This is a genomic window from Streptomyces sp. F63, assembly GCF_018070345.1.
Taxonomy (GTDB): domain Bacteria; phylum Actinomycetota; class Actinomycetes; order Streptomycetales; family Streptomycetaceae; genus Streptomyces.
Map to the genome: position 1 here is coordinate 21,050 of NZ_JAGPXX010000038.1, position 20,282 is coordinate 41,331.

Below are 20,282 nucleotides of genomic sequence, written 5' to 3' on the forward strand. Positions count from 1 at the left end.
CCGGCCCCGCTCGGCCGGGGAAAGGCGCCCCGCGTCCCGGGGAGGGCCGTCGGGGCATCCCCCGCCCTCCGGGCTCTGCCGCAAACCCCGCTCGCCCCGCGCCTCTCCTCCGTGGCGTCCTCCCCGCCCGGGCCGCCGGTCTCACCGGGCCATCGTGGCGCAGCAGCGCGAACATGCCGTTGCCGGTGAGGTTGACGGTCGTCTCGAAGCCGGCGAAGAGCGGGATGAAGGCCAGGGCAGCGGTCTGTCTCGGCAAGGTGCTCGCCGTGGACGCTCGCCCGGATCGGACCGGAGATCGGATCCTCCCCCGGACCGGCCGCCGTCCGTCTCCGCCCGCCTCCGTCCGGCGCCCGGAGCCGGAGAACGAGGAAGACGGGATCGCCGCCTCAGCGGCTCATCCCCCGCAGCCGACGCCAGACCTGGTGAGCGGCGTGGTGGCCGCACATGCCGTGGACGCCGCCGCCCGGCGGGGTCGCGGAGGAGCAGAGGAAGACCGCAGGGTGCGCCGTGCTGTACGGCACCCGGGCGAGCTTCGGCCGGATCGCCGACTGGAGGCCGTCGAAGGCCCCGCACCCGATGTCGCCGCCCACGTAGTTGGCGTTCTTCGCGGCCATCTCGGGCGGTCCGGCGGTGGCGCGGGCCAGGACCAGATCGCGGAATCCGGGGGCGAACCGTTCGAGCTGCCGCTCGATCACCTCGGTGGCGTCGCCCGTCCAGCCGTTGGGCACATGGCCGTACGCCCAGAAGGTGTGCTTGCCCTCCGGGGCGCGGCTCGGGTCGATCAGGGTGGGCTGGGCGGTGAGCAGCAGCGGCGTCTTCGGGTCCCGGCCGCCGACCGCGCGGAGCAGCGCGTCACGGATCTCCCCGTACGTCGGCCCGATGTGGACCGTGCCGGCCCGCCGCGCCTCCGGGGCCGTCCACGGCACCGGGCCCGACAGCGCGTAATCGATCTTGAAGACGCCCGGTCCGTGCCGGAAACCGCGGTAGGCGTCGCCCAGTCCGGCGATCCTCGCGAGCGCGCCCGGCGCCGTGTCGAAGACGTACGCGCGCGCCGGCGGCAGCTCGTCCAGCCGTTTGACGGTGACGCCGGTGTGGACCGTGCCGCCCAGTTCCCGCAGATAGCCGGTGAGGGCGTCGGAGATCGCCTGGGAGCCGCCACGCGCGATGGGCCAGCCCCGCTCGTGCGCGGCGAGGGCGAACATCAGGGCGACCCCGCCGGAGGCGATGCTCGTCGGTGCGGCGATCACGTGCCCGGCCAGTCCGGCCAGCAGGGCGCGCGCCTTGCCCCCGCGGAACAGGCGCGCCAGCGCGGCCACCGGCAGGCCGGCGAGGCTCATGAAGCGCGCCCAGCGCAGCGGATCGCGGGGCGCGCCGAGCCACTGGGTGCGCAGGAAGTCGGCGGAGAGGGTCTCCCAGTGCCCGGTGAACGGCTCCAGCAGCCGCCGGTACGCCCCTGCGTCCCGGGCTCCGAGCGAGGCGGCGGTCTCCGCCACGGACGGGGCCAGTACGGCGGCCGTGCCGTCCTCCCAGGGGTGGGCGAGCGGCAGTTCGTGGTGGAGCCACTCCAGGCCGAAGCGGCCGAGCGGCATGGCGTCGAACGCGGGCGAGCCGACCCCCAGGGGGTGGACGGCGGAGCACGTGTCGTGACGGAATCCGGGGAGCGTCAGCTCCTCGGTGCGGGCTCCGCCGCCGACCTCGTCCCGGGCCTCGTAGGCGGCCACGGCGTATCCGCGCCGGGCCAGTTCCACGGCGGTGGTCAGGCCGTTGGGCCCGGTTCCCACCACGACCGCATCGAGCATTGACGGCACCGTACGACTCCCCTTCGGCTGCTGGTCCGCGGGTCCGCCCGCCGGTCCGGCCGGTCCGCCGCTGCGGCGGCGGGCCGGTGCGGCCCCTGACGACGCTCCCATCGGACCCCGGTCTGCGGCGGGTCGCCGGCGGCGTGCCCGCTGGTGCGGTTACCGGCCGCCACCGCCCGCCGGCCGTCCCGCTGAGGGTCCGTCAGCGAGATGGGCGGGCGGTCCGGTTACCGGCCGGGGGCCAGGATAGGCCCGCCCGGCCGCGGAGCACCGGACGGTACGGTGCCGCCGGCTGCCGGGCCGGTTCAGTGGCCCCCCTGGTCCTTGCGCCGCGGCAGGTCCGAACCGCGCATCAGCTCCAGGATCCGCCGGGCCGTGCGCCCGTCCCGGGCGGCCGTGAAGGGCAGGGCGTTGCCCCCGGCGAGGTGGAACGGCTCACCCGACATGGTGGCGCTCGCCCCGCCCGCCTCGGCAACGAGCAGCAGGCCCGCCGCGTGGTCCCAGGCGTTCTCCCAGCCGAACGCGACCGCGTCCAGCGTGCCCTGCGCGACGTGCAGGTACTCCAGCCCCGCCGAGCCGCACGGCCGGGGCGCCACCCCGTCCACCACGAGCCGGGCGAAGGCCCGGTCCTCCTCCAGCGAGGTGAAGTCGGGGTGCGAGGTGGCGATCTCCAGCAGCTCGCCGGGCTGCGCGGCACCGCAGCGCAGCGGCTCGCCGTCCAGCCGGGCGCCGGCGCCCTTCACCGCGACCGCCATCCGCCCGGTGGCCGGAGCGTACGTCCAGGAGGCCAGCACCTCCCCCTCGCGGGCGAGCGCGACCAGGGTGGAGAACCCGGGATCGCCGTGGACGAACTGACGGGTGCCGTCCACCGGGTCGACGATCCAGACGGGCGCGGAGCCCTCCAGCGCGTCCAGCACTCCGCGGTCCGCGGACACGGCCTCCTCACCGACGACGACGGAGCCCGGCAACAGCGCGGGCAGCGCCGCGGTCAGCCGTTCCTCCGCCAGCCGGTCGGCGACCGTCACCAGGTCGTGCGGCCCGCTCTTCACGTCGATCTCGTGCGAGGCCAGTTGCCGGAAGCGCGGCATCACCTCGGCGGCCACGGCCTCGCGCACCGCCTGTTCAGCGGCGTCCAGCAGCTTGGCCCACTCCTCCGCGGGCATGTCATCGATCATGCCGTCCATCGAATCACGCCCCCCGGACACCGCGCCCGCAGTGCACGGACACGGAGCACGGCGGGCCGGGGAACACCGGGGGAACGCCCGGGTGGGCGACCGGGACGGAACGTCCGGGCGGGGCGCCTCGGAGCACTGTCCCGGTTCCCGGCCCGCGGTCCCGCCCGGTGCCGGGCTCACGGGCTCGCGGGCGCCGGGGCAGGGCCGGGTTCACGGTGCCGGGCTCACGGTGTCGGGCCCACGGTGCCGGGCCCACGGTGCCGGGCCCACGGTGCCGGGTTCAGGGCTGCCGGTCCTCCTCCACGGCCGCCCGCGTCCGCCGCGGCGCCGCTCCCGGGCGGCTCCGCGCCCTCCTCCGGCCCGGCGGCCACCGGGCTGAGCGGCGGCGCGATGCGCGGAACCTGCCCCGCGCGAACACCCCCGGCCGACGAGCAGCCCTCCGCCCGGGGGTGTTCGCGGGCGGGCCCGGCGGTACGCGGCGCGGGCGGGCCGCCGGACCCCGGCACGTTCGGCACCGGTCACGGTCCCCGGCCGCGCACCTTCCCGTACGGCGGGCGGGCCGGGGTGACCGCGCGCGGCCGCCGGACGAGCAGGCCGCCCGCACCGGCGGCAGCGGCGGCAGCGGCCGGCCGGGCGGGCGGGCGTGGTTGCCCGTCACCCCGTGTCCGGGATCCCGGGCAGGCCGGCACCGCGCAGCACGTGCGCGAGGTTCCGGTACCGCTGCGGCGAGCCGGCCACCGCTTCCAGCAGGGGCGGCACCAGTTCGCCCGGAGCGGCTTCCGCCACCCGGGCCGCGTGCTCGTCCGTACGGGCCCGGAGCATCCCGCCCAGCAGGACCGCCGTCTCGTCGTGGCGGCCGGCCGCGCGCAGGGCGAGCGCGGTGTCCGCCACCTCGGCCGCGGGCCGGCCCGCGCACTGGCTGAGCAGGGCCCGGCAGTCGTCGCCGCGTCCGGCGTCGGCGAGGGCTCCGGCCGTCGCGGCGAGCGCCGGCGGGGGCAGTGCGGCGGCCTCCCACAGCAGTGTGGCGACCTCGGCCGCCAGCCCTTCGCGCTCCAGCTCCGCGGCGAGGAGCGGCAGCCGGGCCGGGGGCCGCGAGACGGCCTCGGAGAGCAGCGCGTACGCCTCGCCGCTGCGGCCGGCGGCCCGCAGGGCGCGCAGCCGCACCGCCGTGTCCCGCGCCTCGGCGCGCGCCGCGGCACGGTCCTCCCGGTCGCGGGCGGAGGCGCGCTCGCCCCGTTCGCTGTCCTCGTCACCCGCCCCGTACGCGCCCGCGAAGCGCGCCCCGCGCGGTGCGGTGGCGGGGGCTGCCGGGGGGCCGGGCAGCACCGGCGGAACGGCGGGCCCGGTGTTCCCGTCCTCCTCGGTCTCCGTCGTCTCCAGCCCGGCGAAGCGCGCGCCGCGCGGCCGGGTGGTCCGCTTCGGCGCCGCCCGGCGACGGGACGACGGCTCACCGGTGCGCCCGGCGGCGGCCCCGCCCTGCCCGGCCGGGGAGGGGGACGCCGTGCCGGGGCCGGCGTCGCCGGCGGGGACCGCCTCCGCGGCGGGCCGGAAGCGCCCGGGCCCGGCGGCGGCCGGTTCGGGGTTCCCGGGGGCGGCACCGGCCGGTCCCGCCGGGGCGGCCGCTTCCGGGACGTCCGGGGTCTCCAGGGCCTCCAGCCGTCTGCGGAGCTCCGCGCAGCGGGCCGCGGCCCGGCGCACGTCGTCCTCCGCCCAGGCCAGTTCGGCGCCGGTCCGGGCCCCACCGTCCGCCGCGGGGGCGCTTCCCGGGGCGGCGCCCGCCAGCCTGCGGCGCCGCATCTCCGCGTAGCGGCGTTCCCGGATCGTCGCGTCCAGCCGGTCCAGCAGCGCCTGCCGGCCGCCCGGACGGGCGTCGTACGCGGCGACGGCCGGCCGGTAGGCCTCGCGCACCCTCCCGTACAACTGCTCGGCGGCCGGGATGCCGTGCAGCGCCGCGACGTCCTGGAGCAGTGCCTCGGTCACGTCCCAGGGCAGCACCTCCCGTCCTCGGAAGCAGGCGTCCATACCCTCCGGGTCACGTCTCAGGAAGACCGCGTACCAGCCGCCCGCCGGATCCAGCGCGCCGGCCAGCTCCCCGAGCACCTGCGTGAACTTCCGCATTGCAGAAGGGCGTTGTTCGTCCGTCACTCGCGTCTCTCTCCCGACCGCGCGGTACGTGCCACTCCGTGGCATTGGACACCGCGTGTGTTCGGCGGGGGTGACAGCCACGCTACGGACGCTTTTCGTCCGGATGTGACGGAGCGGTGCACACGCCGCCCCCTGCGCCGGAACATGGGCCGCCCCCGAAAAACCCGGGGGGAGCGGAAGCAGCCCAGGCCGCGGCCCGGTCCCGGCCGGGGCCGGAGGGCGGACCGGGTGCAGCGTGCCGCCCGGCGGGGTCGGAGCCGCCGGGCGGCCGCGGCCGGTCAGAAGGTGACGGCGATCCCCGTGTGCGGCCGCTTGCCCAGGCGCGCCAGCGCCCCGGCCGCGTCGATGATCCGGAAGCGCCAGCCGTACTTGCGGGTCAGCGCCCGCCGGACGCGGACGAGCCCCGCCGGGTCCAGCAGCCGTGCCTCACCCGGAATGGGGCGGGCTCCCTCGTCCACCCGGCCCCGCACGTCGCACGGCGTCACGGTCACCCGGCCGCTGTTGCGGATCCGCTTGACCTTTCCGGTGTCGCTCTTCGTCCATACGTAGAGCCGCTCTCCGTCGGAGGCCGCCCAGACGGGGGTGGGCACAGGGGTGCCGTCCCGCCGGTGGGTCACCAGCCGGACGTAGCGGGCGCGAGCGAGTTCGTCGGGGACCATGCGCCAACCCTACGGGCGGATTCCGCACGATGGGACCGTCCGGGGCCCGCCTCCTCTCCCCCGGTCGCGCGCCCGCCTCCGCGAGCCTCCGGGACACCCGGGAACACGGAGGGAGCCGTGCGTCCGGGCCGGCTCCGGCGAGCCCTCCCTGGTCCGCCCGAAGGCCGGGTGCTGAAGGCGCTTCCGGATCCGGCCGGGCCGGCTCGGGCCGCCCGGCCGGGAGACCGGGCCCCCGCCCCGGGGCCTACGCCCCGGGCCCCCGCCCGGGGCCGTCCACCACCATCGCGGAACCGCCGCCCCGCCGCTCCTTCTCCGCCGCGGCCTGCCAGCGGCCGTCGGGCAGCAGCCGGATGCCCGTCACCGCGCCGATCTCCGGGTTGCGCGCGAAGCGGTGGCCGGTGGCCTCCAGCCGCTGCCGCACCGGGTCGTCCCAGAGGCCCGGCTCCATCTGCGTCGTGGCCGTGTTGCGCTGGCTGACGCGCGGGGCGGCGATGGCCTCGGCGAGCGGCATCCCGTGGTCCAGGTGGTTCGTGAGCGTCTGCAGCACGGTCGTGATGATCGTCGATCCGCCCGGCGACCCGAGAGCCACGACCGGCCGGCGGTCCGCGTCCAGCACGATCGTCGGAGACATGGACGAACGCGGCCGCTTGCCCGGGCCGGGCAGGTTCGGGTCGGGGACGCCCGGGGCGGCGGGCGCGAAGGAGAAGTCGGTCAGCTCGTTGTTGAGCAGGAAGCCGCGGCCGGGGACGGTGATGCCGCTGCCGCCGGTCTGCTCGATGGTGAGGGTGTACGCGACGACGTTGCCCCAGCGGTCGGCCGTGGTGAGATGCGTGGTGCTCTCCCCCTCGTACGGCGTCGGCGCCGCCGCGCCGCCCGCGCGGCAGGCGGCCGGGTCGCGCGGATCGCCGGGCGCCACCGGGCTGGTGAGCACCGCGTCATCCCGGATCAGGCAGGCCCGGGAGTCGGCGAAGCGCTGCGACAGCAGCCCCCGCGCCGGGACGTCCTCGAACGCCGGGTCGCCGACCCAGCGGCCCCGGTCGGCGAAGGCCAGCCGGCTCGCCTCGATCAGCCGGTGCAGACGGCGCCGCTCGTCCGCCGCCACGGGGCCGGTGCTCTCCAGGATGTTGAGCGCCTCGCCGACGGTGGTGCCGCCGGACGAGGACGGCGCCATGCCGTACACGTCCAGTCCCCGGTACGCGGTGCGGGACGGCGCCTGGCGCTTCGTCCGGTACTCCCGCAGATCGGCGGTGGTCAGGTCGCCGGGCCGCGGATCGCGGCCGGCGCCGGGGCGCACCGGGGGGCGGCGGACGGTGTCCGCGATGTCGCGGGCCAGTTCGCCCCGGTACAGCGCCCGGCCGCCACCGCGGGCCAGCGCGGCGTAGGTGCGGGCGAGATCGGGATTGCGGAGGGTGGAGCCGACGGCGGGCGGCTCGCCGCCGGGCAGGAACAGCTCGGCGGAGGCAGGGAAGTCCCGGAAGCGCTCCTCGTTGTCGGCGGTCTGCTGCCGGAAGGTCGCGTCGACGGTGAAGCCGTGCCGGGCGATCCGCTGGGCGGGCCGCAGCACGTCGCGGAGGGACGTGCTGCCCCAGGCGCCGAGGGCGGTGTCCCAGGTGGCGGCCGTGCCGGGGGTGCCGACGGAGAGGCCGCTGGTGACGGCCTCCCCGAAGGGGAGCGGTGCGCCGTCCTCGCCGAGGAAGAGGGTCTCGTCGGCCGTGCGCGGGGCGGTCTCGCGGCCGTCGACGGTGTGCACGGAGCGCCGCTTCGCGTCGTAGTACACGAAATAGCCCCCGCCGCCGATGCCGGCGGAGTAGGGCTCGGTGACGCCGAGCGCGGCCGCGGTCGCGACGGCCGCGTCCACCGCGTTGCCGCCGCGCCGCAGGATCTCGATGCCGGCCGCCGAGGCGTCCGCGTCGACGCTGGCGACGGCCCCGCCGTAGCCGGTGGCGACGGGCCTCTTGGCGGGTGTCCCGGCGGGTGTCCCGGCGGGTGTCCCGGCGGGTGTCCCGGCGGGTGTCCCGGCGGGTGTCCCGGCGGGTGTCCCGGCGGGTGTCCCGGCGGGTGTCCCGGCGGGTGTCCCGGCGGGTGTCCCGGCGTGCGGGGCGGCGGCCGGCACCACCCCCGTCCCCGCCTCCGTCGGTGGCACGGCTGCCGCCGTGGACAGGACGGCCGCCACGGCGGCGAGCAGCGGCAGACTCCGTACGGCGGCGGGACGGGTCATGCGGACCTCCATCGGCACGAACGCGGGTACGACGGGAGCACGGGAACGGGACGGCTGCGGGGCGATTCGGATCCGATACGGGCCGGGCCCGGACGCGGGCGCGGCCGGGGAGCACGGAGCGGATTCACGGACACGGACACGGACACGGACACGGGTGTGGGTGCGGGCGTCGGCCACAGCGACCGGCGCAGCCGTGCGGCCCGGCGCACGGCCGCGCGGGCACCGTCGTACGGGCGGCCCCAACCACGCGTCCCGCTGCGGTGGTTCGCGGCAGCCTAACCGCGCCGCCCGGTGCCCGTCAGCAGCGCCGCGCGCCCGCCGCCCCGCCACCCCGCCGCCTCCACGGCCCGGTCTCCCATGTTCCCGTCTTCTCCCCCATGGCCGCGCCTCGCGACTCACGGTCCGTCACCGCCGCCCCGAAACACGCCACCGGGGAGGCACCCTCCACCGGACTCGAACAGCGCACCCCCCACCGGGCCCCGACGGGCACGCTCCCACCGGGCCGGACAGAACACCGCACCCCCACCGAGCCCGACCGCCACATCACCGGCGGGCCAGAAGCCGCGCCTCCGACCGGGCCCGGCCACCACTTCACCCGCCGGGCTCGAACACGGATGCGTCGCGGCGCTACGATCCCCGGCCATGAACGACGATGTGCGCAACCTCGTCCTCGGCGTGATCGGCACCGGCCTCAGCGCGTCCATCGGCTGGTTCGCCCGGACCTATCTGTGGCGCCGCACCCTCCGCCGCAAGCAGCGCTTCTTCGGGCTGCCGACCAACTCCGAGTGCCTGCTGGTGGTCAACCGGTCCGCGGGGGCGAGCGACTGGACCGTCGCCCGGCGCGACGTGTTCGCGCTGCTGGAGCTCTCCGCGCTCATCAAGGACTGCGAGGCGCACGCCCAGATCGTCGCCCACGACACGGCACAGCAGGGCTTCGGCGACCGCACGGAGTTCTGCATCGGCGGCCCGGTGTCGAACCAGCGGATGGCCGCCCATCTGTACTCGATGCTGCCGGGGATCTCGGTGAACACCGACCCGGAGCCGGGCCCGGACCGCGGCTCCTTCAAGGTCGGCACCGAGCGGTACCGCTGGGAGCCGGGCCGGGTGGAGTACGTGATCGTGGCGCGGCTCACCGCCGAGGAGAAGAAGCGGCCGGTGTTCCTGGCCAGCGGTCAGCACTCGATCGCCAACCAGGCGGCGGTGCGCTATCTGGCGCGGCACCACGCCAAGCTGGCCCGCAAGTACGGCGACAGCACGTTCGTCCTGCTGCTGAAGGTGGTCAACTCGGCGGCCTACGGCCCCGACATGGTCGAGCTGGTGGCCGATGTGACGGAGGCGGCCACCACGCCCGCCCCCGTTCCGGGGCCCCGCGCCTCCCGCCGGGCGGCGAGCGGCTGACCGCACGGGGGCCCGGCCCGCCGTTCACCGGCCGGGGCCGGGCCGGGTACGGCCGGTTGGTGACCTGCCGGTCGGCGAGGTGAAGGAGGCAGCCCGCGTCGGCCGGCTGACGGGACACCGGCCGCTCCCGTCCTCAGCCCGGACGGCCGCATTGTTACCGTCGCGTAACTCTCCCGCCTATTACCCCCGGTAAATCCAGAGGTTACCGTCGAGTCACTTCCGCATGTTCGCGTGCCGGGCCTCACCCACCCGGCACCGATGTCAGGAGCTGACCCCCATGGGACACCCGCGTCGCAAGCCCCTGCGTGCCTCCACTGCCGGCGTGGCCTCGGCCGCCCTGCTCGCCGGCACCGCCCTCTCCCTCGCCCCCGTCGCCCCCGCCCGGGCGGCCGAACCCACCGCCCCCGCCTCCTCCCTCACGGCCGACACGGCTCTCTCCTCCCCCACCGTCCGGTTCGTCGAGATCGCCGGCCACGGCGGTACCAAGCTCGCCGCGAACGTCGTCACGCCGTCCGGCGGCGACGGCTCCCGGCGCTACCCCCTCGTCGTCCTGCCCACCAGTTGGTCGATGCCGCAGATCGAGTACCTCGCCCAGGCCCAGCGGCTGGCCGACGACGGCTATGTGGTGCTCAGTTACAACTCCCGCGGCTTCTGGCAGTCGGGCGGCGAGATCGAGGTGGCCGGCCCCGAGGACATCGGGGACGCGTCCAAGGTCATCGACTGGGCCCTGGCCAACACCCCCGCCGACCCGGACGCCGTCGGCATGGCGGGGGTCTCGTACGGAGCGGGGATCGGGCTGCTGACGGCCGGGTTCGACGACCGCGTCAAGGCCGTCGTCGCGCTCAGCGGCTGGGCCGATCTGATCGACTCCATCTACAGCGGCCGGACCCAGCACCTCCAGTCCGCCGCGCTGCTCACCGGCTCCGGTTACCTCACCGGCCGCCCGAGCGAGGAGCTGGAGACCGTGCTGAAGGGCTTCTTCTCCTCCGACCTCTCCCAGGAGGAGTCCATGCTCGCCTGGGGGAAGAAGCGCTCTCCCGCCACCTACCTCGACCGGATCAACGCGAACGGCGCGGCCGTCATGCTCGGCAACGCCTGGGGCGACTCGATCTTCCCGCCCAACCAGTACGCCGACTTCTTCGAGAAGCTGACCGTCCCCAAGCGGCTGGAGTTCCGCCCCGGCGACCACGCCACCGCGGAGGCCACCGGCCTCCTCGGACTGCCCAACGACGCCTGGACCAGCGCCCACCGCTGGCTCGACCACCACCTCAAGGGCGAGGACAACGGCGTCGACCGCGAACTGCCGGTCCGGCTCAAGTCCCGCTCCACCGGCGCCTACGAGAGCTACGCCGACTGGAAGTCCGTCCCGTCGAAGACGGAGCGGATCGCGCTGAGCACCACCCAGCACATCAACACCAACATCGACTCCGGGGCCAACGGCGGCACCCTCATGCTCTCCAGCATCCTGGACCAGTTCTTCCGGCTCCCGCCGATGGCCTCCATCCCGCTGCTGCCCCGCTCCCTGGCCGCCGTCTGGCAGTCGGAGCGCTACCCGACCGAACAGCGCATCCGGGGCACCGTGAAGCTGCACACCACCGTCACCAGCGACAAGTCCAGCGGTACGGCCATCGCCTACCTCTACTCCGTCGGCCCGCTGGGCCTCGGCAAGCTCGTCACCCACGCGCCCGTCACGTTCCACGACCGCACCCCCGGCAAGCCGTTCACGGTGGACCTGGAGCTGTACTCCACCGCGTACGACGTGCCCGCCGGGCACCGGCTGGCCGTGGTCGTCGACTCCGTCGACCCGCTCTACATCGAACACAATCCGAGCTGGGCGGACCTCACCTTCTCCTCACCCGCCGGCGACCCCTCGTACGTCTCGGTGCCCCTGCGGGACTGACCGCTGCCGTACGGCAGCGGCGCGGCGCGCCTGCCCGCGGCGGCGCGCCCCTCCGCGGACTCCCGTCCGGCCGGGCCCTCACCCGGCGGGGCGGGGCCCCGGGGGAGCGGTCCGCCGGTTCGGCGGAACCGGTGGACCGCTCCCCGGCGGCGCGGGTCAGAGTTCGGCCGCCTCCGCGTACACCTGCGACAGCTCGGGCGCCCCGCTGACCGCCCAGTCGACGCCCTTGCCCACCGCGTCCAGCTCCCGCCCCGACGGGAGCCGCACCATCGGCCCGACACCCGGCCACAGTTGCCACCGCGCGCCGGGCACCGTGCGGACCACGACCGTGCCCAGGTAGAGGCCGGCGTCGTTGCCCAGCCGGGCCAGCTCCTCGGGGTCGTCGCGCCGGCGCGGCAGCATCTGGTCGAGCGCCGCCAACGAGGCGGGGCTGCCGTCGAGTTCGATGCCCGACATCTCCGCCCGCGCGCGCAACAGCTCGCATTCCGCGAGCAGTTCCGCCGGTCCCTCCCCCTCCTCACCCCACAACTCTCCGGCCGGGCTCCGTAATCCCACTCCGTGGCCCGCCCCCCGCCGCTTGCGCCATGTGCCCAGAAAAGGGATCTCCATACCGGTCAGCGTGACACCCGTGACCACCCGGATGCCACAGGGCGCGCGGTCCCCATCTGGCCGATTGTTCGCACCGATGTCATCCTGGACTCTCCGGGGCTTCATCCGGCACCTGTCGTATCGCTGCTGCGCGCCCGCGCCCGCGCCCCGCCCGCGGCCGTGCGAGCGCCGTCGCCGTCGTTGTCGCCACTGATGGGGTTGGTCGCCGATGCCGAGGTCCAGGGCACGCCGGGAAGCAGCGTCCGGACGGGCGCGCCGGACCGCACCTCCCGGACGCTGGGGCACGGTGCTCCTCACCAGCCTCTCCCTCGTCCTCACGGGCACCCCGGCCCTGGCCGGCCCCGCCGGGCGGACGCCCGCCGCCTCCCGCCCGCTCCCCCTGCACCGGCTCTTCGACAACACCGCGGTCAGCGACGACGCCCGCCCGGACCGCGCGGACTTCGACGGCGCGGGCCACTCCCTCTCCGCCGGCGACCTGCACGCCGCCGGCTGGACCCCGGGCCGCTCCCTCACACTGGACGCGGCCCGGCTGACCTGGCCGCGTTCCGCCCCGGGAGAGCCCGACAACGTCCGGGCCGACGGCCAGTCCATGGCCCTGAGGGGGCGCGGGGGCGCGGTCACCTTCCTCGTCGCCGGCACCGGCGGCACCGCGAGCGGCAGCGGCACCCTCCGCTACCGGGACGGCACGAGCAGCACCTTCACGCTGACCGCCCCCGACTGGCGCTCCGGGCCGGCCGCGACCAGGGCCGTCACCCTTCCCCACGTCAACACCCCGGACGGGCAGCGCGCGGAGAAGGCCCGGCTGTACGCGGTGACGGTCCCCGCGGAGCGCGGCCGGGCCGTCGCCTCCGTGACGCTGCCCCGCGACCCCGGGCCGGAGACCGATCTGCACGTCTTCGCGGCCTCGGTGCGCGAGACGGACGACGGCTGGTCCGGCAGCTGGTCCCGGGCCGTCGGCGGCTACGCCCGGGTCGGGCCGTGGACCGACCGCACGCTGCGGCTCGTCGTGCACACCAGCACCGGCGGGCGGGGGCTCCGGATCCGGCTGAGCAACACCTTCGCGGACACCCCGGTGCGCATCGGCGGCGCCACGGCCGCCGTCCAGCGGGAGGGCGCGGAGCCCCGCGGCGAACCGGCGCGGCTGACCTTCGGCGGGCGGTCCGGCACCGAGATCCCGGCCGGTGCGCAGGCGTGGAGCGACCCGCTGCGCTTCTCCGTGCCCGCCGCCACGAATCTGCTGGTCAGCTTCCATCTGCCGGAGACGGTGACGGCCGTGCCGGTGCACACCAAGGCCATCCAGCGCTCCTACCTCAGCGAGCAGCGCAGCGGCGACCGCACCGGGGACGCCGACGGCGCGGCGTTCACCGGCTCCCTCACCACCTACCCCTTCCTGACCGGGGTGGATGTGCGCGGCGGCCCCGGGTCCGTGGTCGTGCTCGGCGACTCCATCACCGACGGCAACCACTCGGAGGAGGGCGGCAACCGGCGCTGGCCGGACGTGCTGGCGCGGCGCTTCCTCGCGCAGGACGACGTGCCCCGGTACGGGGTGCTCAACCAGGGCATCTCCGCCAACCGCATCGTGACCGACCGCTATCCGGGAGAGGGCGTCGACCGGGACACCGCCGGCGTCAGCGCTCAGCACCGGCTGGAGCGGGACGCCTTCGCGCAGACCTCCGCCCGCACGGTCGTCGTCTTCGAGGGCATCAACGACGTGCGCTGGGACACCCCGCCCGAGGAGGTGATCGACGGGCTGCGCGCCATCGGGGAGCGGGTGCGGGCCCGCGGGCTGCGCGCCGTGGCGGCGACCCTGACACCCTGCGGGGGCTACCACGACTGCACGCCCGAGGTGGACGCCCGCCGGACGGCCGTCAACACCTATCTGCGCGAGCGGGGGACGCGGGAGAACGGCGGGCCGTTCGACGCGCTGCTCGACTTCGACGAGGTGCTCCGCGACCCCGCACAGCCCGCCCGGATGCTGCCGGCCTACGACAGCGGCGACGGACTCCACCCCGGCCACGCGGGCCTCCGGGCGCTGGCCGGCTCGATCGACCTGCGGACGCTGGCACCGCGCCGCCGGTGAGCCGGCCGGGGCTCAGACGTCCAGGTCGACGACCACCGGGGCGTGGTCCGAGGCCCCCTTGCCCTTGCGCTCCTCACGGTCGACGTAGGCGTCCTTGACGGCGCCCGCCAGGGCCGCGTTGCCGTAGACCAGGTCGATCCGCATACCGCGGTTCTTCGGGAAGCAGAGCTGGCGGTAGTCCCAGTAGGTGTACGGGTGCTCGTACTTCAGCGGGCGGGGGACGACGTCGGACAGGCCCGTGCCGCGCAGGGCGGCCAGGGCTGCCCGCTCCGGCTCGGTGACGTGCGTGGAGCCCTCGAAGAGGGAACGGTCGTAGACGTCCTCGTCGGCCGGCGCGACGTTGTAGTCCCCGAGGACCGCGAAGGGGCGTTCCCCCGCGGCGTCCGCCGCGACCGCCGCGCGCAGCGCCTCCAGCCAGCGCAGCTTGTAGGCGTAGTGGTCGTGGCCCACCTCGCGGCCGTTGGGGACGTAGACCGACCAGAGACGCACCGGGCCGCAGGTGGCCGCTATGGCGCGGGGCTCCGTCGTGCCGTCGTAGCCCGGGTCGCCGGGGAGGCCGGAGGTGACGTCCTCCAGGCCCACCCGGGAGACCAGGGCCACGCCGTTCCACCGCCCGTCGGCGTTGACCGCGGACTCGTAGCCCAGCTCCCGCAGCTGCTCGCGGGGAAACTGCTCGTCGGTGCACTTGGTCTCCTGGACGCACAGCACGTCGGTGCCGCTGCTCTCCAGCCAGGCCAGCAGCCGGGGCAGCCGGGCAGTGATCGAATTGACGTTCCAGGTCGCGATGCGCATGGCACCGAATCTACCCGGCACCGCCGACAGTCATGGCCAGCCGGGAGCCGCCGCCCCGGGCCCACCACCGCAAGCCGCCGGAAGCCGCCGTGATCCGCCGCCCGGGGTCCGGGCCGGCCGCTCAGAGTCCGAGGCTGCCGCCGGGATCCAGCCGGCTGTGCTCCGCCCCGGCCACACCGGGGCCGCCCGGGCCGAGCATCCGGTCGTAGATCGGCCGGGCCTGTGCGGAGAGCAGGCCGTCGTGGACGTCGATCGCCTGCCGCGGCCGGACCTCGCGGACGTAGTCGATGATCTCGGCGACCTTGTTCCACGGCGCGTGCACCGGCAGCATCAGGGTGTCCACCGGGCGGCCGGGCACGGTCAGCGCGTCCCCGGGGTGGAACACCGAACCGTCCAACAGGTAGCCGACGTTGGTGACCCGCGGGATGTCCGGGTGGATCACGGCGTGCAGTTCGCCGTGCACCTCGACCTCGAACCCGGCCGCGGTGAAGGTGTCCCCGTGGCCCACGGTGTGCACCCGGCCGGGGAACGCCGCGGTGAGCTGCCGCGCCACGCTGTCGAGCGTCCAGATCCGCGCCTCCGGGTTGGCCTCCAGGGCGGCCCGCAGCCGGTCCTCGGCGAAGTGGTCGGGATGCTCGTGGGTGACGAGCACCGCCTCCGCCCCGACCGCCGCGTCGGGCTCGCTGAAGCCGCCCGGGTCGATGACGAGCGTCCGGCCCTCCTTCTCCAGCCGAATGCAGGCGTGGCCCTTCTTGGTGAGCTGCACTGGTCGCTCCTCCTGTCCGTACGGTGTGCCTCGGCGCCTCAGCGCCTCGCTGCTGCCGGGCGCCCGGCGGTGGTGGGGGTGGCGGCGGCCCGGCACCGCCTGCCCCTCCGCCGGTCGCGTTGCGGCCCCGCGGCCCTTGCCGCCTTGCCGCCTTGCCGCCTTGCCGCCTTGCCGCCTTGCCGCCGGTCATCCTGCTACACCGGCGGGGTGGTCTCCTGCAGGATCACCTCACGCGCCACCTTGAACGCGGAGTTGGCCGCCGGCACCCCGCAGTAGACCGCCGTCTGCAGCAGAACCTCCTTGATCTCCGCGGGAGTCAGCCCGTTGCGGAGCGCGGCCCGGGTGTGGAAGGCCAGCTCGTCGTGGTGGCCGCCGGCGACGAGCGCGGTGAGCGTGATGACACTGCGGGTGCGCCGGTCGATGCCGGGGCGAGTCCACACCTCGCCCCAGGCGTAGCGGGTGATGAACTCCTGGAAGTCGGCCGTGAACTCGTCGGTGGTCTCGATCGCCCGATCCACGTGGGCGTCGCCCAGTACCTCGCGCCGCACCTTCATCCCCGGCTCGTACGGGTCGGGCCGGCCGGCCGCCGTCTCCGCGGGGATCTCCGCCGGGGCGATCTCCCCGATGGGGCCGGTACGGGCTCCGGGCGGCGGGGTGGCGATGGCCCGCCGGTCGGCGGACGCGGCGGGCGGCACGGCGCCGGCCGCGCGGTCGCCGGCGCCCGGCCAGGAGCCGGCGAAGTGCCGTACCAGCAGGTCGGTGACGGCGGACGGCTGCTCCACGGGCACCAGGTGGGAGGTGCCGGGCACCAGCGCGAGCCGCGCGTCGGGGATCCCGGCGACGAGGACACGGGCGTCGGCGGGCGAGGTCACCCGGTCCTCGGACCCGGAGAGCACGAGCGTCGGCACGCCGATCCGGCCGAGTTCCCTGCGCACGTCGAAGGTCGCCAGGGCCTCGCAGGCGGCGATGTAGCAGCCGGGGTCGGTGGTCCGCACCATCTGCACGGACCACTCGACGATCGCGGGCTGCGCGGCCGCGAAGCCGGGGGTGAACCAGCGCTCGGGCGCCGAGCGTGCGATGGGGTCCAGCCCGTTGGTGCGGACGATGACACCACGCTGCCGGTGCTCGTCGGCCGTCCCGAAGCGGGCAGCCGCGGAGACGAGAGCGAGTGAGGCGACGCGGTGCGGGTCGCGGAGGGCCAGCTCGGCACCGACGGCGCCGCCGAGCGCGCAGCCCGCGTAGCCGAAGCGGTCGACGCCCAGGGCGTCGAGGGCGGCCAGAAGGCGGTCGGCGAGGTCGGAGACGGAGCCGGCGGGATGCGCCGGCGCGCCGCCGTGCCCGGGCAGATCGAAGCGGATGACGCGCCAGTGCTCGCTCAGTTCGGGAATCTGCCGGTCCCACATGTGCCAGGTGGTGCCGAGGGCCGGGCCGAGGATCAGTACCGGGGCGTCTTCCGGGCCGTCACAGCGGTAGTGCAGGGGGTTCGGTGGTGACTCGCTCACTCCGCCGACTCTCTCATGTCGCACGGGATCCCACATGGCCGGGACATCCCTTGCGGCCGCCGTCCCCCCGCCACGGCGGCTCGGCGCGGTCGGCCTCGCCTCGCGGGTCCCTGCCGAATTCTCCGGGCCCGGCGGGTCCTGCGGGCGTGAACCCTCAGGACGGGGGCGGCACGCAGGCGTTGTCGGCCTGCCGCCCGTCCTCGATCCGGGCGACCGGGGCGCCGGCCAGCCGCCGCAGGACGGTGCGCAGCAGATCCCGGGACGGGGGATCCAGGTCGTCGAGCAGGTTGCCCTCGATCGCCTCGATGTCCTTGCGGGCGGCGTCGAGGGCGCTCCGGCCCGCGGCCGTCGCCTCGACGATCCGGGCCCGGCGGTCGGCCGGGTCGGGGCGGCGGCGGACCAGCGCCGCCGCCTCCAGTTCGTCGAGGACGAGGACGAGCTTGCTCTTGTCGACGGAGACGGCCTGGGCGAGGGCGAGCTGGCTTCTCGCGGGCGTGTCGACGATGGCCATCAGCACGGTGTAGCCCCACAGGCTCATGCCGTGCTCGCGCACAACGGGCGTCTCAGCGGTGGCGAGCCCCTGCTTGAGCCGGGCGAACACCCAGTGCAGATCGCCGTGGAGCCGGCTGTCCGAGGGCTGCTCGTCGGTGGGACTGGTGAGGGACATGCCAGCAGAATAGCAAAAACCCAAATCGTCTTGACCTCAGATCATTTGAAGCTAGCCTGTTCTGGACTTCAGATCTTCTTGCCTGGAAAGGAATGCTGTGGCGCATCTGCTGCATCTGGACGCCGGCGCCCGGAGTGACTCGTTCTCCCGGGAACTCGGCGCGGCCTTCGTCGACCACTGGAGGCGGCCCACCCGGAGGGCACCTGCACCTGCACCTGCACCTGCCGGGACCTGCTGCCCCTGCCCCGGCTCCCGCCGGCGGGGAAGTCCGTCGTGATCCTCAGCGCCCGCGGCGGCGCCCCCGGCCCCGGCACCCCGCGGGAGCAGTTCGACTTCCAGGAGCCCTGCCTGCGCGCCTCCGTCAAGGCGCTCGGGCCGGAGGACGTGAGTTCGTGCACACGAAGCTGACCCACGCCCCGGTCATGCCGTTCCCGGCCCAGGTCCGCGACGCGCACGAGACGTCCCGGGCCGCCGCCCCGGACGCGGTCGAGGCGCCGGCCACCCGGGTCCCCGCCGAGCCCTCGGCGGCCTGAACCGCCCGGTCACACCGCACTTCCGTCAGAGAGGACACCCCGCACGATGGACACCGCACTCAAGGACCGCGTGGTCCTGGTCACCGGCGCCTCGACCGGTATCGGCGCCGCCACCGCCCGGGCCTACGGCCAGGAGGGCGCCCGGGTCGCCGTCACCTACCGCAGCAGCCTGGAGAAGGCGGAGCAAGTCGCCTCCGAGCTCGAGGCCGCCGGCGGTCAGGCCCTCGTGGTCCGGCTCGACCTGGAGGACCTGGCCACCGTCGAGGAGGCAGCCCGGACGGTCATCGGGCACTGGGGCGGCATCGACGTACTCGTGGCCAACGCCGTGCGCTGGGGCGGCGACGGCCCGCCGGACCCGAGCGTCCGCTTCGAGGACGTGCCGCTCGAGGAGTGGCAGGCCATGATCGGCGCCAATCTGATCGGTGCCGCCGCCCAGGCCCGCGCCGTCCTGCCGAGCATGCGCTCCCGGGGCTGGGGCCGGATCGTCCTGATCTCCTCCAGCGTCGCCGAGGAGGGCCTGCCCGGTCCCGGACCGTACGGCACCGCGAAGTCCGGCCTCCACGGTCTCGCCCGCGGCCTGGCCTGGGAGGGCGGCCGGGACGGCATCCTCGTCAATGTGGTGGCCCCCGGCTTCACCCTGACCGACAGCCGTCCGCCCATCCCCGAGGCCGTCACCGACAAGCTCGCCGCCGGCACCCCCACCCGCCGTCTCTCCGACGCCGACGACGTCGCCAAGCTGGTCGTCTTCCTCGGCTCGGGAGCCAACGGAAACCTGACGGGCGAGGTCGTCCGCGACGGCTCCTCCGCCGCGCGCGCCCCCCACGTCGGCCCCTGATCCTCGCGGAAGAACCGCCTGCGGCCCCCCGAACCGGGCCCCGTCCGACCCAGTACCCCTTCTTCTTGCGTGCCTTTGACCGCTGGTGTGCCTGTTTTGCGAACGAGTCGGTGGCGTGGAGCTGAGGTGTTCTTGCCGCCCGTGGACGTCCGGGACCGGGGGGCTGGTTTTCGGCAGACGGGCCGGGGTCCCCGGGCGATCACGCACATGTCGAAATGCACGGCGGACCCGGAAGGGCGTGAGTGGCCTGCCCGGTCGGGTCCGTCGCTCCCGAGGCCGGCGCGGGTCGGCGGTCAGGTCACGGGCGAGGCGGAGTGGGACGTGGGCGGCGACAGCAACCAGGCCCAGCGGACTGCCTGCTCGGGGTGCCGCAGCCGGGCGGCGGTCCGGCCGAGCTGGACTTCATCGGCTTGAAGGCGTGTTCCATGCCGAAACGGCGCAGGCAGGCCCGCCGGCACACGTCCAGGTCGGGAGCATTCGACTGATCCATCGTTGACATACGTCTACGGTGATCGGCTCGAACAGTTCAGGACTCGATACCTCAAACAGGAATTGAGTCAGCAACTCGACATCGAATTCATCGATCTCGACACGATCCAGCATGTGAACCGCCCCAGCCCATCGCGGCAAGTCATGAACGTCCACGGCTCCGGAAAGGCATCGCTGCAGAACATCCCCTACGGCATCACGGTCGAGACGAACAGAAGACCCCTCGCGCCGATCGCATCGATTGGCAGCTTCGATCAGGTCATCCAGAGATGATTCCCAGCGAATCAGGCCGGTCAGAGCCCGACACATATCCGATTCCACGGGTCTCATCCTCACTTGAACTTGAGGTGCGCCATGCTGCCGTCAGGGAGGAACGTCGTCCTGTAAGCCAACTCCGCGCCTTCGGAATCCACCCGCTTCCCAACACCGCGTATGCCCCAGGCACCCTTCCGGGGACCTTGCAGCCGAACTCCGCACTGCCTCCGGGGAGCCGACTGATCTGCGGAATCCCGGCATCCCGAGGGCTCTTCTTCATGAAGCCGGTGATGCTTTTGCGCAAGGCTGGAGACAGGCCATCGATACCCGCAGCAGCAACCTTTTCACCTCGTGTCGGGTTCGTACCACAGGGCTCATTCGCATGGTGAGCCAGTACCGGGGTCTCACCCGCCGGCACACAGTACGTGTGCTGCGCGGTACCGCTCTACCTGCTTCTTCG

Annotated in this window: 17 protein-coding genes and 1 pseudogene; 7 read left to right on the forward strand and 11 right to left on the reverse strand. The window is 75.0% G+C overall.

The features are described 5' to 3' along the window. Positions 1 to 148: 148 nt before the first annotated feature. The 6 genes and pseudogenes from KBZ10_RS29835 to ggt form a co-directional block, all read right to left on the reverse strand. Positions 149 to 311, reverse strand: a pseudogene (locus tag KBZ10_RS29835) (cytochrome P450); the annotation flags it as partial. A 75-nt stretch (positions 312 to 386) separates the two neighbouring features. Further along, positions 387 to 1,799 carry an NAD(P)/FAD-dependent oxidoreductase gene (locus KBZ10_RS26015; protein ID WP_210990174.1) on the reverse strand — a complete coding sequence of 471 codons (1,413 nt, stop codon included), beginning with the start codon at positions 1,797 to 1,799 and terminating at the stop codon, positions 387 to 389. Positions 1,800 to 2,104: 305 nt separating this feature from the next. Next, positions 2,105 to 2,974 (reverse strand): inositol monophosphatase, encoded by an 870-nt coding sequence (locus KBZ10_RS26020; RefSeq protein ID WP_210990175.1) that lies wholly within the window; start codon positions 2,972 to 2,974, stop codon positions 2,105 to 2,107. Between the two features lie 654 nt (positions 2,975 to 3,628). Then, complete coding sequence (locus KBZ10_RS26025) at positions 3,629 to 5,092, reverse strand: hypothetical protein (protein ID WP_210990176.1); 1,464 nt, start codon at positions 5,090 to 5,092, stop codon at positions 3,629 to 3,631. Between the two features lie 305 nt (positions 5,093 to 5,397). After that, positions 5,398 to 5,778: a PPOX class F420-dependent oxidoreductase gene (locus KBZ10_RS26030; protein WP_210990177.1), complete on the reverse strand. Its 381-nt coding sequence runs from the start codon at positions 5,776 to 5,778 to the stop codon at positions 5,398 to 5,400. Positions 5,779 to 6,022: 244 nt separating this feature from the next. Continuing rightward, positions 6,023 to 7,996, reverse strand: a complete 1,974-nt coding sequence (ggt, locus tag KBZ10_RS26035) for a gamma-glutamyltransferase (RefSeq protein ID WP_210990178.1) — start codon at positions 7,994 to 7,996, stop codon at positions 6,023 to 6,025. Positions 7,997 to 8,638: 642 nt separating this feature from the next. On the opposite strand from ggt, the gene KBZ10_RS26040 reads away from it, so the two are divergent. Next, positions 8,639 to 9,394: a hypothetical protein gene (locus tag KBZ10_RS26040; protein ID WP_210990179.1), complete on the forward strand. Its 756-nt coding sequence runs from the start codon at positions 8,639 to 8,641 to the stop codon at positions 9,392 to 9,394. A 277-nt stretch (positions 9,395 to 9,671) separates the two neighbouring features. Then, positions 9,672 to 11,294: an alpha/beta fold hydrolase gene (locus KBZ10_RS26045; RefSeq protein WP_210990180.1), complete on the forward strand. Its 1,623-nt coding sequence runs from the start codon at positions 9,672 to 9,674 to the stop codon at positions 11,292 to 11,294. A gap of 156 nt (positions 11,295 to 11,450) precedes the next feature. Here KBZ10_RS26045 and KBZ10_RS26050 read toward each other — a convergent pair whose 3' ends face one another. Then, positions 11,451 to 11,903 (reverse strand): DUF6278 family protein, encoded by a 453-nt coding sequence (locus KBZ10_RS26050; RefSeq protein ID WP_210990181.1) that lies wholly within the window; start codon positions 11,901 to 11,903, stop codon positions 11,451 to 11,453. Positions 11,904 to 12,111: 208 nt separating this feature from the next. Here KBZ10_RS26050 and KBZ10_RS26055 point away from each other — a divergent pair, with 208 nt between their 5' ends. After that, complete coding sequence (locus tag KBZ10_RS26055) at positions 12,112 to 13,983, forward strand: SGNH/GDSL hydrolase family protein (protein ID WP_210990182.1); 1,872 nt, start codon at positions 12,112 to 12,114, stop codon at positions 13,981 to 13,983. Between the two features lie 12 nt (positions 13,984 to 13,995). Here KBZ10_RS26055 and KBZ10_RS26060 read toward each other — a convergent pair whose 3' ends face one another. The 4 genes from KBZ10_RS26060 to KBZ10_RS26075 form a co-directional block, all read right to left on the reverse strand. Continuing rightward, the gene (locus KBZ10_RS26060; protein ID WP_210990183.1) at positions 13,996 to 14,775 is read right to left on the reverse strand and encodes an exodeoxyribonuclease III; all 780 of its coding nucleotides are present in this window, start codon (positions 14,773 to 14,775) and stop codon (positions 13,996 to 13,998) included. A 121-nt stretch (positions 14,776 to 14,896) separates the two neighbouring features. Next, positions 14,897 to 15,541, reverse strand: coding sequence for an MBL fold metallo-hydrolase (locus KBZ10_RS26065; protein WP_210990184.1), 645 nt, complete (start codon positions 15,539 to 15,541; stop codon positions 14,897 to 14,899). A 194-nt stretch (positions 15,542 to 15,735) separates the two neighbouring features. Further along, positions 15,736 to 17,043, reverse strand: a complete 1,308-nt coding sequence (pcaC, locus tag KBZ10_RS26070; protein ID WP_210990185.1) for a 4-carboxymuconolactone decarboxylase — start codon at positions 17,041 to 17,043, stop codon at positions 15,736 to 15,738. 154 nt (positions 17,044 to 17,197) lie between these two features. Continuing rightward, complete coding sequence (locus KBZ10_RS26075) at positions 17,198 to 17,710, reverse strand: MarR family winged helix-turn-helix transcriptional regulator (protein WP_210990186.1); 513 nt, start codon at positions 17,708 to 17,710, stop codon at positions 17,198 to 17,200. Positions 17,711 to 17,983: 273 nt separating this feature from the next. Here KBZ10_RS26075 and KBZ10_RS30165 point away from each other — a divergent pair, with 273 nt between their 5' ends. The 4 genes from KBZ10_RS30165 (at position 17,984) to KBZ10_RS26090 (ending at position 19,840) form a co-directional block, all read left to right on the forward strand. Beyond that, entirely contained in the window at positions 17,984 to 18,118 is a 135-nt protein-coding gene (locus KBZ10_RS30165) for a hypothetical protein (RefSeq protein WP_282107887.1), read from the forward strand. Next, a complete protein-coding gene (locus KBZ10_RS26080) occupies positions 18,103 to 18,243 on the forward strand; it encodes a hypothetical protein (RefSeq protein WP_210990187.1) in 141 nt (46 codons plus the stop codon). Before KBZ10_RS30165 ends, KBZ10_RS26080 begins: the two co-directional genes overlap by 16 nt. Positions 18,244 to 18,289: 46 nt before the next feature. Then, positions 18,290 to 19,078: an SDR family NAD(P)-dependent oxidoreductase gene (locus tag KBZ10_RS26085; protein ID WP_210990188.1), complete on the forward strand. Its 789-nt coding sequence runs from the start codon at positions 18,290 to 18,292 to the stop codon at positions 19,076 to 19,078. Between the two features lie 492 nt (positions 19,079 to 19,570). Further along, on the forward strand, positions 19,571 to 19,840 hold the full coding sequence (locus KBZ10_RS26090; protein ID WP_210990189.1) for a hypothetical protein: 270 nt from the start codon (positions 19,571 to 19,573) through the stop codon (positions 19,838 to 19,840). The last annotated feature ends 442 nt before the right edge of the window (positions 19,841 to 20,282 follow it).